This window comes from Bradyrhizobium sp. USDA 10063, assembly GCF_054063735.1.
The window spans coordinates 6,202,543-6,218,207 of record NZ_JBSSGP010000002.1 but is presented as its reverse complement, the minus strand read 5'-3'; the positions used below and the strand labels follow the sequence as shown (position 1 = coordinate 6,218,207).

At 63.5% G+C, this 15,665-nt stretch carries 12 protein-coding genes and 1 pseudogene; 7 read left to right on the top strand and 6 right to left on the bottom strand.

The window, feature by feature from the left end; translation table 11 throughout:
- Nucleotides 1–201: 201 nt before the first annotated feature.
- Nucleotides 202–1,017 (bottom strand): trehalose-phosphatase, encoded by an 816-nt coding sequence (otsB, locus tag ACVJGD_RS31490; protein ID WP_456640436.1) that lies wholly within the window; start codon nucleotides 1,015–1,017, stop codon nucleotides 202–204.
- A 27-nt stretch (nucleotides 1,018–1,044) separates the two neighbouring features.
- Entirely contained in the window at nucleotides 1,045–2,547 is a 1,503-nt protein-coding gene (locus tag ACVJGD_RS31485) for an MFS transporter (protein ID WP_456637861.1), read from the bottom strand.
- Between the two features lie 183 nt (nucleotides 2,548–2,730).
- On the opposite strand from ACVJGD_RS31485, the gene ACVJGD_RS31480 reads away from it, so the two are divergent.
- Complete coding sequence (locus ACVJGD_RS31480; RefSeq protein WP_456640435.1) at nucleotides 2,731–3,120, top strand: DUF3175 domain-containing protein; 390 nt, start codon at nucleotides 2,731–2,733, stop codon at nucleotides 3,118–3,120.
- 152 nt (nucleotides 3,121–3,272) lie between these two features.
- On the opposite strand, the gene ACVJGD_RS31475 is transcribed toward ACVJGD_RS31480, so the two are convergent.
- Nucleotides 3,273–5,273: a methyl-accepting chemotaxis protein gene (locus ACVJGD_RS31475; RefSeq protein ID WP_456637860.1), complete on the bottom strand. Its 2,001-nt coding sequence runs from the start codon at nucleotides 5,271–5,273 to the stop codon at nucleotides 3,273–3,275.
- A 290-nt stretch (nucleotides 5,274–5,563) separates the two neighbouring features.
- Here ACVJGD_RS31475 and ACVJGD_RS31470 point away from each other — a divergent pair, with 290 nt between their 5' ends.
- The 4 genes and pseudogenes from ACVJGD_RS31470 to ACVJGD_RS31455 all read left to right on the top strand — a co-directional run bounded on the left by ACVJGD_RS31470 (nucleotide 5,564) and on the right by ACVJGD_RS31455 (nucleotide 10,549).
- Nucleotides 5,564–6,049: a (2Fe-2S)-binding protein gene (locus tag ACVJGD_RS31470; protein ID WP_454621804.1), complete on the top strand. Its 486-nt coding sequence runs from the start codon at nucleotides 5,564–5,566 to the stop codon at nucleotides 6,047–6,049.
- A gap of 85 nt (nucleotides 6,050–6,134) precedes the next feature.
- Nucleotides 6,135–8,474, top strand: coding sequence for a xanthine dehydrogenase family protein molybdopterin-binding subunit (locus tag ACVJGD_RS31465; protein WP_456637859.1), 2,340 nt, complete (start codon nucleotides 6,135–6,137; stop codon nucleotides 8,472–8,474).
- A gap of 15 nt (nucleotides 8,475–8,489) precedes the next feature.
- Nucleotides 8,490–9,291: pseudogene (locus ACVJGD_RS31460) on the top strand (FAD binding domain-containing protein).
- Between the two features lie 151 nt (nucleotides 9,292–9,442).
- Complete coding sequence (locus ACVJGD_RS31455) at nucleotides 9,443–10,549, top strand: CaiB/BaiF CoA transferase family protein (RefSeq protein WP_456637858.1); 1,107 nt, start codon at nucleotides 9,443–9,445, stop codon at nucleotides 10,547–10,549.
- A gap of 103 nt (nucleotides 10,550–10,652) precedes the next feature.
- On the opposite strand, the gene hppD is transcribed toward ACVJGD_RS31455, so the two are convergent.
- The gene (gene hppD / locus ACVJGD_RS31450) at nucleotides 10,653–11,768 is read right to left on the bottom strand and encodes a 4-hydroxyphenylpyruvate dioxygenase (protein ID WP_456637857.1); all 1,116 of its coding nucleotides are present in this window, start codon (nucleotides 11,766–11,768) and stop codon (nucleotides 10,653–10,655) included.
- Nucleotides 11,769–11,892: 124 nt separating this feature from the next.
- Between hppD and ACVJGD_RS31445 the strand changes: the two genes are divergently transcribed.
- Together ACVJGD_RS31445 and ACVJGD_RS31440 are read left to right on the top strand one after the other, a co-directional pair.
- A complete protein-coding gene (locus ACVJGD_RS31445; protein WP_456637856.1) occupies nucleotides 11,893–12,369 on the top strand; it encodes an Lrp/AsnC family transcriptional regulator in 477 nt (158 codons plus the stop codon).
- 85 nt (nucleotides 12,370–12,454) lie between these two features.
- Nucleotides 12,455–12,766 (top strand): DUF1272 domain-containing protein, encoded by a 312-nt coding sequence (locus tag ACVJGD_RS31440; RefSeq protein ID WP_456637855.1) that lies wholly within the window; start codon nucleotides 12,455–12,457, stop codon nucleotides 12,764–12,766.
- Nucleotides 12,767–12,891: 125 nt separating this feature from the next.
- Here the strand turns inward: ACVJGD_RS31440 and fahA are convergent, their stop codons facing one another.
- Both fahA and hmgA read right to left on the bottom strand, forming a co-directional pair.
- Nucleotides 12,892–14,163, bottom strand: coding sequence for a fumarylacetoacetase (gene fahA / locus ACVJGD_RS31435; RefSeq protein WP_456637854.1), 1,272 nt, complete (start codon nucleotides 14,161–14,163; stop codon nucleotides 12,892–12,894).
- A gap of 154 nt (nucleotides 14,164–14,317) precedes the next feature.
- Entirely contained in the window at nucleotides 14,318–15,664 is a 1,347-nt protein-coding gene (gene hmgA / locus ACVJGD_RS31430; protein WP_456637853.1) for a homogentisate 1,2-dioxygenase, read from the bottom strand.
- Nucleotide 15,665 lies beyond the last annotated feature (1 nt).

Here is a 15,665-nt window from a genome sequence, read left to right as displayed (position 1 = left end):
CCCCTCCCGTTGGGCATTCGCGTATTAACAACCATTCATCAATATGGTTCCTGGCCACGCTTTCTCCGAATTGAAACCAAATTCAGGCATTGCAGCCTGGAACCGGGCGTCAACTCACAAAAAGAAAATTTTTCGCGAGCGAGCGACGGCCGGCCGCAGGAACTGCGGTGATTCCGCGCCAATTTGCTGATAAGGGTTCGGCTAAGGCGCGGCGATTTCGCGCTCGTCATCGAGCAGATGCGCAAGGAATTCGCGCACATCGCTCGGCGCATCGAAATGCCCCGCCACGCCCTTGGCGCGGCGGCCGACGGAGAAGGCGAGCCCATCGAGCTCGGGCATGATCGCAAACACCGTCTCGTCGGTGACGTCATCGCCGATGAAGAACGGCTTGCGGCCCTTGAACGGCGGACGCTTCATCAATTCGCGCACGCCCGTTGCCTTGGTGAAGCCGGCGAGCTTGATCTCGCAGACCTGCTTGCCCGGCAGCACCTCGATCGGTGCATCCGGCAGATCGGCGCGGATCAGCGACACGGCCTCGTAGATCGCCCTTTCCGCATGCGGCGCAAGGCGATAGTGCAGCGCAAGCGAATAGCCCTTGTCCTCGAGCAGAATGCCCGGGCTCAGCCTGGCGATGGCGGCCAGACGGCGCTTCAGCTCCTTGTCCAGTTGCAGCGCGTGGCCGGCGTCGCCATCGCTCTGCGGATCGATCCGCATCTCCGCGCCATGGCCGCCGATCGCGGGGAAGACATCGGGCGCAAAGATAAGGTCAAGGTCGTTCACCGAACGGCCGCTGACCAGCGCCAGCGCACCGTTGGTGCGCTCGAGCAGGCGGTGGAGCGTTTTCGCCAGCCCCGGGGGCACCCAGACCTCGCGCGGCGTCGGCGCAAAATCGAGCAGGGTGCCGTCGACGTCGAGCAGGACCGCGGTTTCGCGCAGATGCCCGACCAGCGCGCTCGGCACCGGCACGGTTTCCGGCGAGGCTTCATCTTCCGGCGAAAATTCTTCGTCCACGGACATGTCAACCAGTTCCTCAGTCATCTCATACTACTCCACAACAGCTAGCGGCCGTGCGACAGTTTCGAGCGATTTTCGCTCGGCGGCGACGGCATAGCGCCACGCGACGAAAGCCGCGACGACCATGAGCGCCGACCCCAGGAGGTAGCCGGCGAAGACGGAATTGCGCGATCCGGTATCGATCAGCGCGCCGAACAACGCAGGTCCGATCACGCCGCCGATGCCCGTGCCGATCGCATAGAACAGCGCGATCGCAAGCGCCCGCACTTCAAGTGGGAAGGTCTCGCTCACGGTGAGATAAGCGGCGCTCGCGGCGGGCGAGGCAAAGAAGAAGATCACCATCCAGGCGATGGTCTGTCCTTGCGCGCTCAGCGCGCCGATCGAGAACAGGTAGCCCGACAGCGCCAGCAGCAGACCCGACACGCCATAGGTGAGCGTGATCATGGTGCGGCGTCCCAGCGTATCGAACAGACGGCCGAGAACAAGGGGCCCTAAGAAGTTGCCGGCGGCAAAGGGCAGGATGTACCAGCCGACATGGCTTGCAGGAATGCCGAAGAAGTCGGTCAGCACCAGCGCGAAGGTGAAGAAGATCGCATTGTAGAAGAACGCCTGCGCGCTCATCAGCACGAGCCCGACCAGCGCGCGCTGGCGATAGCTGACGAGCAGCGTATGCGCCACTTCGCGGAGCGGCGTGTGGTCGCGCATCCTGAGCTTGATCTTCGGCAGCCCTTGCGACTGTGCCTCGACTTCGCCGTTCACCGAGCGCTCGATCTCGTCGACGATGCGATGCGCTTCGTCGGGGCGGCCGTGAATCATCAGCCAGCGCGGGCTTTCCGGAATCCACATCCGCATCACGAACACGACGAGACCGAGACAGGCGCCGGTGAGATAGGCGAGCCGCCAGCCAAGATCGGGATTGATCACGGCGGGATCGAGCAGCAGGATCGCGCTGATGGCGCCGATCGCAGCGCCAATCCAGAAGCTGCCGTTGATGATGAGATCGGTCCAGCCGCGATAGCGCGCCGGCACCAGTTCCTGGATGGTCGAATTGATCGCGGTATATTCGCCGCCGATGCCGGCGCCGGTCAGGAAGCGAAACAGCGCATAGCTTGCGAGATTCCACGACAGCGCGGTCGCAGCGGTGGCGCTGAGATAAACCGCGAGCGTGATGAAGAACAGCTTCTTGCGGCCGATGCGGTCGGTGAGCCAGCCAAACCCGATCGCGCCCAGCACGGCGCCGGCAAGATAGGCGCTGTTGGCGAAGCCGACATCGAAGTTGGAGAATTGCAGCGTCGGACTTTCCTTCAGCGCCCCCGAAAGCGCGCCGGCGAGCGTGACCTCGAGCCCGTCGAGGATCCAGGTGATCCCGAGCGCCGTCACCACGCGGGTGTGAAAGCCGCTCCAATAGAGATTGTCGAGACGCACGGGGATCGAGGTCTCGATGATGCGATCATGATCCTGCGACGGCGGCGCGTCAGCGCCACCGGTTGCAGAGGCAGTTGCTGGACTGGGCTGGATCGGCTGCACATCCATCACGGAACCAATGAGAAATCACCTCGGAATGCAGCTTGCCCCAAGGTGCTCATCCCCAACATTTGCGGCAAACAGATGCCCACCACGCACGACAACGTCCGCGACGCCTCCTGGTTCCCGCATCGCGACATAGGAACCCAGACGGATTTGCAGATGTTTCCACCTGAAAAACCGGAGGTCGCAATGGCACAACGCCGCAAGAGCAGCGCACGAAAAGCCACGGCACGAAAACGCACGACGAAAAAAACAACCGCCGCGCGGCGCAAGGCCGGCACGAGAAAGACCGGTACGCGAAAGACGTCATCGCGGCGCTGGTCGCAGCGTGTGACGCAGCGAAGCGACGCGCTCGATCTCGACCGCGGCGTGTTCAAGCAGACAAGTGCGAAGAAGATCGCGGTATCGCTGAAGCGCTCCGCCGAGCGAAGCTCGCGCCGCAAGGCCGGCGCCTACCGCTCGGCGCTGTCGATGCTGACGTTCTACATCAACCGCGCCGGCAAGACGCTGCCGCAAGCGCAGCGCGCGCGATTAGAACGCGCGAAGGCGGAGCTGAAGCGCCAGTTCGGGCGGGAGTGAGTTTGTCGCCCACTCTCCGCTGTCGTCCCGGGCTTGACCCGGGACCCATAGCCACAGGGTTTTGTGATGCGCGAAGCTGCAACCGCTTGCCCGCCCCACAACAGCGCCGTGTGGCGATGGGTCCGCGCTTTCGCGGGGACGACAGGAGAAGGTCAGGCCGCGCGGATGTTCGCCATGAAGCGGTCGAGTTCGTCGCGCAGCCGCGTGCTTTCGGCGGACAGTGAGCGCGCCGAGTTCAGCACCTCCTCCGACGCCGAGCCGGTTTCGGTGGCGCCGCGGTTGACGAGCGTGACGCTGGTGGCGGCTTCCTGCGTGCCCTGCGCGACGTTCTGCACGCTGCGGGCGATCTCCTGCGTCGCCGTGCTCTGCTGCTCGACCGCGCCGGCGATGTTGGCGGCGATCTCAGAGATCTGGCCGATGGTGTCGCCGATCTCCTTGATGGCGGCAACGGATTCCTGGGTCGCCGACTGCATGCCCGAGATGTGACTGGAGATCTCCTCGGTCGCCCGCGCGGTCTGGCTGGCGAGCGATTTCACCTCGGAGGCCACCACTGCGAAGCCGCGGCCGGCATCGCCGGCGCGTGCCGCTTCGATCGTCGCGTTCAGCGCCAGCAGATTGGTCTGTTCGGCGATTGCGGTGATCAGCTTGACCACGTCGCCGATCTGTTGCGCGGCGATCGAGAGCTTGCCGATGCGGGCGTCGGTCTGTTCGGCCTGCCGCACCGCAGCATCTGCGATCCGGCTGGATTCCTTCACGCGGCGTCCGATCTCGTCGACGGACGCAGACAGCTCTTCGGTGGCGGAGGCCACCGACTGCATGTTGCTGGATGCCTCCTCGGAGGCACCCGCCACCTGGCTTGAAAGGTTCTGCGTGGTCTCTGCGGTCCGCGTCAGCGTGCCCGCCGCGGTCTCGAGTTGCACCGCCGAGGCCGAGACATTGCCGACGATCGAGCCGACCGCCGCCTCGAATTCGTCGGCGAAGCGGATCAATTCGGCACGGCGCGCCGCGGCGCTCGCCTTGTTCTGCGCTTCGTGGCTTGCGGCGTCGCGCTCGGCCTTTGTGATCGCCTGGAGCTTGAATTCCTCCACTGCGCCGGCCATCTCGCCAAGTTCGTCCTTGCGGCCGAGCCCCGGCAGCACGACGTCGAAATTGCCGGCGGCGAGCTCGCGCATCGCGGCACACATCGCCCGGATCGGGCGGGAAATGCCGGTGCCCAGCAGGAAGGCGAGAACGGCGCCGAGCACGAAGCCACCGGCGGCAAGCATCAGAATGAACCGCTCTGTCGCACCGATCGCGGCATCCGATTCGGATTCCATGCGTTTCTGGTCGGCGAGCAGGTCGGATTTCATCACGCCGGAGCCCTGATTGATGGCGGCTGCGGATTCCGTCATCTCGATGGTCAGCTCGTCGATCGATTTCGCGTTCTCGATCAGTTTCGAGAGCGCCTCCCGATACTCTTCGAGCATCTTCATCAGCTCTTTGAGCGCGGCGACGGTCTTCTCGTCGGTCGCGGAGATCGCCTTCAGCGAGTTCTCGACGAATTTCAGCCGCGCCACCCCGCTCGTTGCGGTGATCTTGTCGGAATTGACCACGAAGGTATTGGCGAGCGCGGTCGCCGCCTGGAATTGCGAGGCGACCTGCTTGGCGCCCATCTCGACAGCGGACTGTCCGGCTTCGGCCGCGCTGGAAGCGAGATCGTCGAGCTTGTAGCGCAGCGAGTTGCCACCGCGGGCGAGCTGGTTCTGCGCGATCAGCCCGCTCTCTTCCTTGACCTTGAGGATCTCGGCAAAGATCTTGGTGAAGGCGCGGAACTCCCGCTCGAGTTTCGTCACCTGCTCGACCCGCGCGGGGTCGGTGGTGCCCTTCATCGCCTGGAGGATGGCCTCCTTGAGGCTGGCTTCGGCAGCGAGCGCCGCCTTGCCGTCTTCCTCCTTGCCGGTCGCCACATAGTAGCGCGCCAGCGAACGGTAGGAGATCAGCTCGCGGTCGATATTGCGCGCCAGATCGGCCTCCCGGACGCTCGCGCGGTAGGCGGCGACGCCGACGGAGACACGCTCAAAGCCGAGATAGGCGAAGCCCATGCTGGCTGCCGTAATCGCCAGCACCGCGGCAAAGCCCAAGATGATTTTCGCACGAAATCGAAGGGTCGGCATTCGCGACCCCGCACGCCCCAGCAGCCCCACCCCTAACCCCCGTCTTCATTCTGAAAACAAGCAACGTCCGGAAAGCGTTGCCCGGACCCGACGCGCAAAACTAAGGCAGAATGGATAAGAGCTAGTAAATTCGGCAGACATTTCGGAGAGGTTGTGGAATCCCCTTCGCGGGGCGCGGTTCGTCGTCGCCGATGTCATGGCCGTGACAAAGGTAGCGAAAATCCCAGTTGCCAAGTTCGTCGCCGCTGTTTCTAATTGGAATAATTAAAAGCAGTCTGGAGGAACGACGCGTGTCTACAGTCAAGCTGACGGTGAACGGCAAAGCGGTATCCGTCGACGTTGAGGACCGAACCCTCCTCGTCCATCTCCTGCGCGAAAACCTGAACCTGACCGGCACCCACGTCGGCTGCGATACCAGCCAGTGCGGGGCCTGTGTCGTCCATATCGATGGGCGGGCGGTGAAGTCCTGCACCGTGCTGGCGGGCCAGGCGGCGGGTTCGAACGTCACCACCATCGAAGGTATCTCCAAGGGCGACGAATTGCACCCGATGCAAGCGGCGTTCCGGGACAATCACGGCCTGCAGTGCGGCTACTGCACGCCGGGCATGATCATGTCGGCGATCGACATCGTCCACCGCTATGGCGGCCAGCTCGACGAAGCGACCGTCCGTCACGAGTTGGAAGGCAATATCTGCCGCTGCACCGGCTACCACAACATCGTCAAGGCGGTGCTGGACGCCGCCGGCCGCATGAAGGTCGCGCAGGCGGCGGAATAGCCGCCGCCCGCCACAGCTCGTCAAACGCCGCCGGGCTTCGATGGAAGCGGCGGGACATCACATCTCCGGTCGGGAGGAATTCACAATGGGCATCGAAGGCATTGGCGCAAGCGTCGTCCGCAAGGAAGACCGCCGTTTCATCACCGGCAAAGGCCGCTACGTTGATGACATCAAACTGGTGGGCATGACCTATGCCCATTTCATCCGCAGCCCGCACGCCCACGCCAAGGTAAAGGGCATCGACTCGAGCGAGGCCTTGAAGAAGCCCGGCGTGGTCGCCGTGCTCACGGGCCAGCAGCTCGTCGATGACAAGGTCGGCAACCTGATCTGCGGCTGGGCCATTACCTCGAAGGACGGCTCGCCGATGAAGATGGGTGCGTGGCCGGCGATGGCGCCCGAGATCGTGCGCTTCGTCGGGCAGGCGGTCGCGGTCGTGATCGCCGAGACCAAGAACCAGGCCCGCGACGCCGCAGAAGCCGTGGTGGTTGAGTACGAAGAACTGCCGGCCGTTCCGGACATCAAGTCCGCGATCAAGCCGGACGCGCCGCAATTGCATCCGGAAGCGCCGGGCAATGTGGTCTACGACTGGCATCTCGGCGACGAGGCCGCGGTCAAGGACGCCTTCAGCAAGGCGGCGAATGTGGTGACGCTGGAGCTTACCAACAACCGCCTGGTGCCGAACGCGATGGAGCCGCGCTCGGCGGTTGCGGACTATGACGCCGCCGAAGAGCATTTCACGCTCTATACGACTTCACAGAACCCGCACGTCGCCCGTCTCGTGCTGTCGGCCTTCTACAACATCGCGCCCGAGCACAAGCTCCGCGTGATCGCGCCCGACGTCGGCGGCGGCTTCGGCTCCAAGATCTACATCTATCCCGAAGAGATGGTGGCGCTGTGGGCTTCCAAGAAAGTCGACCGCCCGGTGAAGTGGACCGGCGACCGCTCGGAGGCCTTCCTCACCGACGCGCATGGCCGCGACCATGTCTCGAAGGCCGAAATGGCGTTCGACAAGGACAACAAGATCCTCGGTCTCCGCGTGAAAACCCACGCCAATTTCGGCGCCTACATGTCGCTGTTCTCCTCGGCGGTGCCGACCTATCTGTATGCGACGCTGCTGTCGGGGCAATACGTCATCCCGGCGATCTATGCGGAGGTGATGGGCGTCTATACCAACACCACGCCGGTCGACGCCTATCGCGGCGCGGGCCGTCCCGAGGCGAGCTATCTGCTCGAGCGGATGATGGAAACCGCGGCACGGCAATTGAAGGTCGATCCGACGGAACTGCGGAAGAAGAACTTCATCACCCAGTTCCCGTACCAGACGCCGGTCATCATGACCTACGATACCGGCGATTTCCATGCTTCGATCGACGCCGCGATGAAGGCGATCGACTATGCCGGCTTCCCGGCGCGCAAGGCGAAGGCCAAAGCGGACGGCAAGCTGCGCGGCATCGGCGTATCCTGCTACATCGAGGCCTGCGGCATTGCGCCGTCAAAGGCGGTTGGCAGCCTGGGTGCCGGCGTCGGGCTGTGGGAATCGGCCGAAATCCGCGTCAATCCGGTCGGCACCATCGAAGTCCTGACCGGCACGCATAGCCACGGCCAAAGCCACGAAACGACCTTCTGCCAGATCATCGCCGACCGCTTGGGTGTTCCGATTGGCCAGGTTTCGATCGTCCATGGCGATACCGACAAGGTGCAGTTCGGCATGGGCACCTACGGCTCGCGCTCGATCGCGGTCGGCGGCGCAGCCATCGTGAAGGCGATGGAAAAGGTCGAGGCCAAGGCCAAGAAGATCGCCGCGCACGCACTGGAAGCGTCCGAGAACGACATCGTGATCGAGAACGGCGAGTTCAAGGTCACCGGCACCGACAAGTCGATCGCGCTGCCGATGGTCGCGCTCGCCGCCTACACCGCGCACAATCTGCCCGACGGCATGGAGCCGGGATTGAAGGAGACTGCATTCTACGATCCCACCAACTTCACCTTCCCGGCCGGGGCCTATATCTGCGAGCTCGAGGTCGATGCCGCGACTGGCAAGACGTCGTTCGTCAACTTCGTGGCGGCGGATGATTTCGGACGGCTGATCAACCCGATGGTCGTCGCGGGCCAGGTCCATGGCGGACTTGCACAGGGCATCGGCCAGGCGCTGCTCGAAGGTGCCGTTTACGACAGCAACGGCCAACCCGTCACGGCATCCTTCATGGACTACACCATGCCGCGTGCCGACGACCTGCCATCGTTCCAGATCTCGCACACCACGACGCTGTGCCCGGGCAACCCGCTCGGCGTCAAGGGTTGCGGCGAGGCCGGCGCGATCGGCGCATCGGCTGCCGTGATCAACGCGATCACGGATGCGATCGGCAACAACAAGCTTGAAATGCCCGCGACGCCCGATCGCGTCTGGCACGCCATTCACGGCTAACGAGGAGCGTGAGCCATGTACGAGACCATTTATCATCGCGCTTCATCGGTCGACGAAGCGGCGGCCCTGTTCGCCAAAGGTGAGGAGCCGAAATATCTCGCCGGGGGCCACACGCTGATCCCCCGTGATGAAGCAGCGGCTCGCCTCGCCGTCTGACGTCATCGACCTCGGCAAGATCAAGGAATTGATCGGCGTGGAAGCAACCGCCGACGCGCTGACGATCAAAGCGGCGACACCGCATCATGACGTGGCGCAGAGCAGCGCGGCGCAAAAGGCGATCCCCGCGGTCGCCTATCTCGCCACGCTGATCGGCGATCCGGCGGTGCGCCATCGCGGCACGATCGGCGGCTCGCTCGCCAACAACGATCCCGCCGCCGATTACCCGGCCGCAGTGCTGGCGCTCGGCGCCACCATCAAGACCAACAAGCGCACGATTGCGGCCGATGACTTCTTCCAGGGCCTGTTCGCGACCGCCCTCGAGGACGGCGAGATCATCACCGCGGTGTCGTTCCCGATTCCGGCCAAGGCGGGCTACGCCAAATTCCCGCACCCCGCCTCGCGCTTCGCACTGACCGGCGTGTTCGTCGCCAAAACTGGGGATGGTGACGTCCGTGTCGCCGCGACCGGCGCATCGCAAAGCGGCGTCATGCGCGTCGGCCCGATCGAAACGGCGCTGAAGGCGAACTGGTCGGCGGCTGCGCTCGACAGCGTGCAAATTCCGTCCGCCGGATTGCTCAGCGACATCCACGGCTCCGCCGATTACCGGGCCAATCTCATCAAGGTGATGGCGCAGCGCGCAGTGACTGCGGCAGGCTGATCCAGAACATCCTACCTTCCACCTATGCAAACGGCGCGCAGCGATGCGCGCCGTTCCATTTTCGATGAAGGTCTTTCGAAAAAGCGCTTGCCAGGCCGGGCATATCGCCCGACAATTTAGCTAATCGGCTAATTAAAAAACGGATGGAAACGTGCTCGATAAACCCGCCCCTCAATCCGCTGTCCGCGCCTCCGGCCCGCTGGCCGGCTTCCGCATCGTCGAATTCGCCGGCATCGGTCCCGGACCGTTCGCCTGCATGATGCTGGCAGACATGGGGGCTGAAGTCATCACCCTTGACCGCATCGGTGCCGGCAAGAATCTCAAAGGCGTTTCGACCCGCGGGCGCAAGGTCGTCGAGCTCGACCTCAAGGACAAGGCCGCGGTCACGCAGGTGCTCGATCTCCTCGCCAATGCCGATGCACTGATCGAGGGCTTTCGTCCCGGCGTGATGGAGCGGCTGGGCCTCGGTCCTGACGTCGTGCTCGCGCGTAACCCGAAGCTGGTCTACGGCCGCATGACCGGCTGGGGCCAGCAGGGCCCGCTCGCGAACGCGGCCGGCCACGACATCAACTACATTTCGATCACCGGCGCACTGGCCGCAATCGGCACCAAGGAAAAGCCGGTGCCGCCGCTCAACCTCGTCGGCGATTTCGGCGGCGGCGCGCTCTACCTCGTGGTCGGCGTGCTCGCAGCACTGCTGGAGGCATCAAAATCCGGCAAGGGTCAGGTGGTCGACACCGCGATGTGCGACGGCGCGGCCTCGCTGATGTCGATGTTCTTTGATCTGGCCGCGAACGGCCGCTGGGTGGAGGGACGCGACCAGAATATGCTCGACGGCGGCGCGCATTTCTACGGTGTCTACGAATGCGCCTGCGGCCATTTCGTTTCGATCGGTTCGATCGAGCCGCAATTCTATGCGCTATTGCGCAAGCACGCCGGCCTGACGGAGGCCGAGTTCGACGCCCAGATGGACCGCAAAGCCTGGCCTGCGCTGAAGGAAAAGCTCACCGGGATATTCAAGAGCAAGACGCGCGAGGAGTGGTGCAAGATCATGGAAGGCACCGACATCTGTTTCGCGCCGATCCTGACCATGGCGGAGGCCCCGAAACATCCGCACATGGCCGCGCGAAATGTGTTCGTCGAGCGCCATGGCGTGACGCAGCCGGCGCCGGCCCCGCGCTTCTCGCGGACGCCGTCAGCGATCAGGGAGCCGGTGAAGGCGGAGCTTGGCGACGTCGTGAGCGCGTGGAAGCGATAACCGTCTGTATCCGCTCGGCGTAGCGTGGGCAAAGCGCAGCGTGCCCACCATCCACGGTCGGTGCAAGAAGGTGGGCACGCTTCGCTTTGCCCACCCTACGAAATCATGCCGCGTGGTCGACTTTCAGCACGCCGCGGCGGATCTGGTCTTCCTCGATCGATTCGAACAACGCCTTGAAGTTGCCCTCGCCGAATCCGTCGTCGCCCTTGCGCTGGATGAATTCGAAGAAGATCGGCCCGATCGCATTGGCCGAGAAGATCTGCAGCAGCACCTTGGTCTGGCCGCCATCGACCACGCCCTCGCCGTCGATCAGGATGCCGTTCCTCTGCAGCCGTGCGACATCCTCGCCATGCCCGGGCAGGCGCTGGTCGATCTTCTCGAAATAGGTGTCGGGCGGTGACGGCATGAACGGCAGCCCGGCCGCACGCAGCGTCTCGATGGTCCGATGGATATCGCGCGCGCCGCAGGCGATGTGCTGGATGCCCTCGCCGCGATAGACGTTGAGATATTCCTCGATCTGCCCGGATTCGCCGGCGTCCTCGTTGATTGGAATCCGGATCTTGCCATCCGGGCTGGTCAATGCCCGCGAGAACAGGCCGGAGGCACGGCCCTCGATATCGAAGAAGCGGATCTGGCGGAAATTGAACAGCTTTGCGTAGAAGCCGGTCCAGACATCCATGCGGCCGCGATGAACGTTGTGGGTGAGGTGATCGATGTAATACAGCCCCGAGCCCTCGGGCCGCGGGTTCTTCTCGCCGAGCCATTCGAATTCGAGATCGTAGGCCGAGCCCTTCGCGCCGTAGCGATCAACCAGATAGAGCAGGCTGCCGCCGATGCCCTTGATCGCGGGAACATCGAGTGTCTTCCGCGCGGCAGTATCGGCCGGCTCCGCGCCGAGCGAGATCGCACGCTCATAGGCGCGCCTGGCATCCACCACGCGGAACGCCATCGATGGCGCGCACGGCCCATGCGCGGCGACGAAGTCATGGCCATGCGTGCCCGGCTCCTCATTGACGAGATAATTGATGTCACCCTGACGATAGATCATGATCTTCCTGGTCTTGTGGCGGGCGACCGGCACATAGCCCATCAGCCTGAACAGGCGGTGCAGCTCTTCCGGATTCGGATGGGCGTATTCGACGAACTCGAAACCATCCGTGCCCATCGGATTGTCGGCCGTGATTTCGGCCGGCGGCGCATCGTGCGGAAACGGGCCCATTGGCGATTCTCCGTAAGGCTTGGGTTGGCTGAATCTCCTCCCGCCGGGCTGCAAGGTGCATGCAAAATGGCGCGCTATGGGTTAGCATCATGCACAATCCGTGCATCATAATGGCACATAACGCATGGTTCAATTAGACACGTTTGATCTCAAGATCCTGGCCGCATTGCAGGATGATGGCCGGCTGACCAATCAACAGCTCGCCGATCTCATCGGCCTATCGGCCTCGCAATGCTCGCGGCGGCGGATGCGGCTGGAAGAGGAGAAGGTGATCTCGGGCTATCACGCCGACCTCGCCGCCGAGGCGCTCGGCTTCGAGTTGATCGCCTTCATCCAGATCACGCTGGCGACGCACTCGCCCGACAACGCGAAGAAGTTCCGTGAATTGGTCACCCGCGTCGATGTGATCCAGGAGGCCTATTCGCTGACCGGAGACGCCGACTATCTGCTGAAGGCCGTGCTGCGCGACCTCAAGAGCCTGTCCGACATCGTCAACAATGTGCTGATGCCGCACCAGAGCGTCGCCCATGTGCGCTCTTCGATCGTGCTTGACCGGCTGAAGGAAAGCGCGAAATTGCCGTTGAAGGCAATAAGCAAATAGCGTGGCGCAAATCGAGGGAATTCCGTCATTCGATTTGGAAAGCGACTTTGCGATGATGTGTTTCGCCTCACCCTGAGAAACGGCCATGGCGCTGCAACTGCGACCGAACTGCGAATATTGCGACAAGGATCTGCCGCCGAGCGCGACGGAGGCGATGATCTGCTCCTACGAATGCACCTTCTGCGCGGATTGCGTGGAGCACAGGCTGTTCAACGTCTGCCCGAACTGCGGCGGCGGCTTCGCACCGCGGCCGATAAGGCCGGCGCAGGAATGGCGGCCGGGCGTGTGTGCGGTGAAGCAGACGCCGTCTGAGCAGCGGGTGCATTTGAAGTACAGTCTCGAGGATATCGCCGCGCATTCAGCGAGGCTGCGCGACATTCCGCCGGGACAGCGCTAAAGCAGCCACATCGTCATTGCGAGCGAAGCTGCGTAGGGTGGGCAAAGCGCAGCGTGCCCACCGTCACGAGCGGAGTGCTTGAAGGTGGGCACGCTTCGCTTTTGCCCACCCTACATGCTCCTCGGTCACTCCGCCGGCACAATCGTCCCTTCCACCTCACCAAAACCGACCCGATAGCCGTCGCCCTGGCACCAGCCGCGCATGACGAGCGAGTCGCCGTCTTCGAGGAAAGTGCGCTTGATGCCGCCGGCGAGTTCGACTGGCTCGGTGCCGTTCCAGCTTATCTCCAAGAGGCTGCCGCGCTGGTCTTTCTCCGGCCCGGAGATAGTGCCGGAGCCTAAGAGATCGCCGACATTCATGGCGCAGCCGGAGGAGGCGTGGTGCACCAATTGCTGCACCGACGACCAGTACATGTATTTGAAATTGGTGCGGCAGATCCGCGCCGCCTCGTTCATCCCGGCGGCGCGCAGGGCGACGTCGAGCGTGAGATCGTAATTGTTCGCCCTCGTCTGGCGCAGATAGGGCAGCGGCACCGGCTCTTGCGTGGGTCCTTGCAGGCGGAACGGCTCCAGCGCCTCGCGCGTGACCACCCATGGGCTGATCGAGGTCGCAAAGGCCTTTGCCTGGAATGGACCGAGCGGGACATACTCCCATTGCTGGATGTCGCGCGCGCTCCAGTCGTTGAGGATCACGAAGCCGAAGATCATCTCCTCGGCCTGTTGCTCGCCAAGCATCTCGCCCATCGCAGACGGCTGGCCGACCACGACGCCCATCTCGAGCTCGAAATCGAGGCGCTTGCATGGACCGAAGCTCGGCGCGTCGGCAGTCGGCGGCTTCAACTGCCCGCGCGGCCGGCGTACTTTCGTGCCGCTGACGACGACAGTCGAGGCGCGGCCGTTATAGGCAATCGGCATGTGCAGCCAGTTCGGCTGCAATGCATTGTCCTTGCCGCGGAACATGACGCCGACATTGGTGGCATGCTCCTTCGATGAATAGAAGTCGGTGTAGCCGGCGACCGTGATCGGCAGATGCAGCTTCACCTCAGTCATCGGCACCAGCGCGCGCTGGCGCAGGCGCTCATTGTCGCGCAGCTCGGAATGGTCGTGGCGCAAGAGTTCGCTGATCCGTGCGCGGGTGCGCGACCACACCTTTGGACCGAGCGCCATGAACGGATTGAGCGAGGACGCGGCGAACACCGCGGGTTCGACGACATCGATCCGGCAGTCCTGCGCAAGCTGCCAGAGATCGAGCACATAGTCGCCGATCGCAACGCCGACACGCGGAGCAAGACCGTCCTTGGCCGAGAACACGCCATAAGGGAGATTCTGGATCGGGAAATCGGACGCGGGATCGACGGGAATGAAGGAGCGGAGCTTTGGGTCGTTGGGGTGGGACATGCTTTCCTGCCGAATGTTTCGACGCTCTATCGTTCGTCATTCCGGGGTGCGCCGCAAGGCGCAGGCCCGGAATCCATTTGGCCACAGGCGCGGGTGGGGAAATGGATTCCGGGCTCGCACTTCGCGCGCCCCGGAATGACGGAGAGAGTTTATACTATGGCCTGCCCGGATCGAACCGCTTCTCCAGTCCCTTCCAGCAATCGGCGTAGTCGTCCTGCAACGTCTCAGATCTCGCCGCGAACTCGGTGACGCGCTGCGGGAAGCGGGTCTCGAACATGAAGGCCATCGTGCCCGTGAGCTTCACCGGCTTCAACTCGCTATTGCTGGCGTGATCGAACGCCTCGCGGTCAGGGCCGTGGGGCAGCATGCAGTTGTGCAGCGAAATGCCGCCGGGGACGAAACCCTGCGGCTTGGCGTCATAGACGCCGTAGATCAGGCCCATGAACTCCGACATGATGTTCATGTGGTACCACGGCGGCCGGAACGTATTGTCCGCCACCATCCAGCGCTCAGGGAAGATAACGAAATCGATATTCGCGGTGCCCGCCGTCTCCGACGGCGAGGTCAGCACCGTGAAGATCGAGGGGTCGGGATGATCGAACGCGATCGCGCCGACCGGCGAGAAGGTGCGCAGATCGTATTTGTACGGCGCGTAGTTGCCGTGCCAGGCGACCACGTCGATCGGCGAATGCGGCAATGTCGTCTTCCAGAGCGAGCCGCCCCATTTCACATAGAGCTCGGTCGGCGTGTCCTTGTCCTCATAGCTGGCCACCGGCGTCAGGAAGTCGCGCGAATTGGCCAGGCAATTGGCGCCGATCGGACCGCGCTCCGGCAGCGTGAACGCGCCGCCGTAGTTCTCGCAGAGATAGCCGCGCGCGGGCCCGTTCGGAATCTCGACACGGAATTTCACACCGCGCGGAATCACCACGATCTCGCCCGGCTCGGCATCGATGCGGCCGAACTCAGTGACGAGGCGCAGATTGCCCTGCTGCAGCACGAACATCATCTCGCCATCGGCATTGTAGAAATGCTGATCCACCATCGATTTGGTGATCAGATAGACATGCGCGGCCATGCCTCCTTGCGTATTGGCATCGCCAGCCGTGGTCATGGTCTGCACGCCCTGCAGAAAAGTCTGCTCCTGCGTCGGGATCGGCGCCGGATTCCAGCGGAGCTGCGCGATCGGCATCTCGTATTCGTGGCACGGCGCGGTGCGCCACAGCCCGGCATCGACTTTTGCAAACCGCCCGGAATGCTTCACCGATGGGCGGATGCGGTAGAGCCAGGAGCGCTCATTGGCCCCGCGCGGCGCGGTGAAGGGCGAGCCGGAGAGCTGCTCGGCATAGAGCCCGTAGGCGCAGCGCTGCGGCGAATTGCGCCCGACCGGCAAGGCACCGGGCAGGGCCTCGGTCTCGAAGCTGTTGCCGAAGCCGGACATGTAGCCCGGCGTGATTTGCGCGGAGCTTTTCGCGATCGTATCAGGCGAGGTGTTGATGTTCATG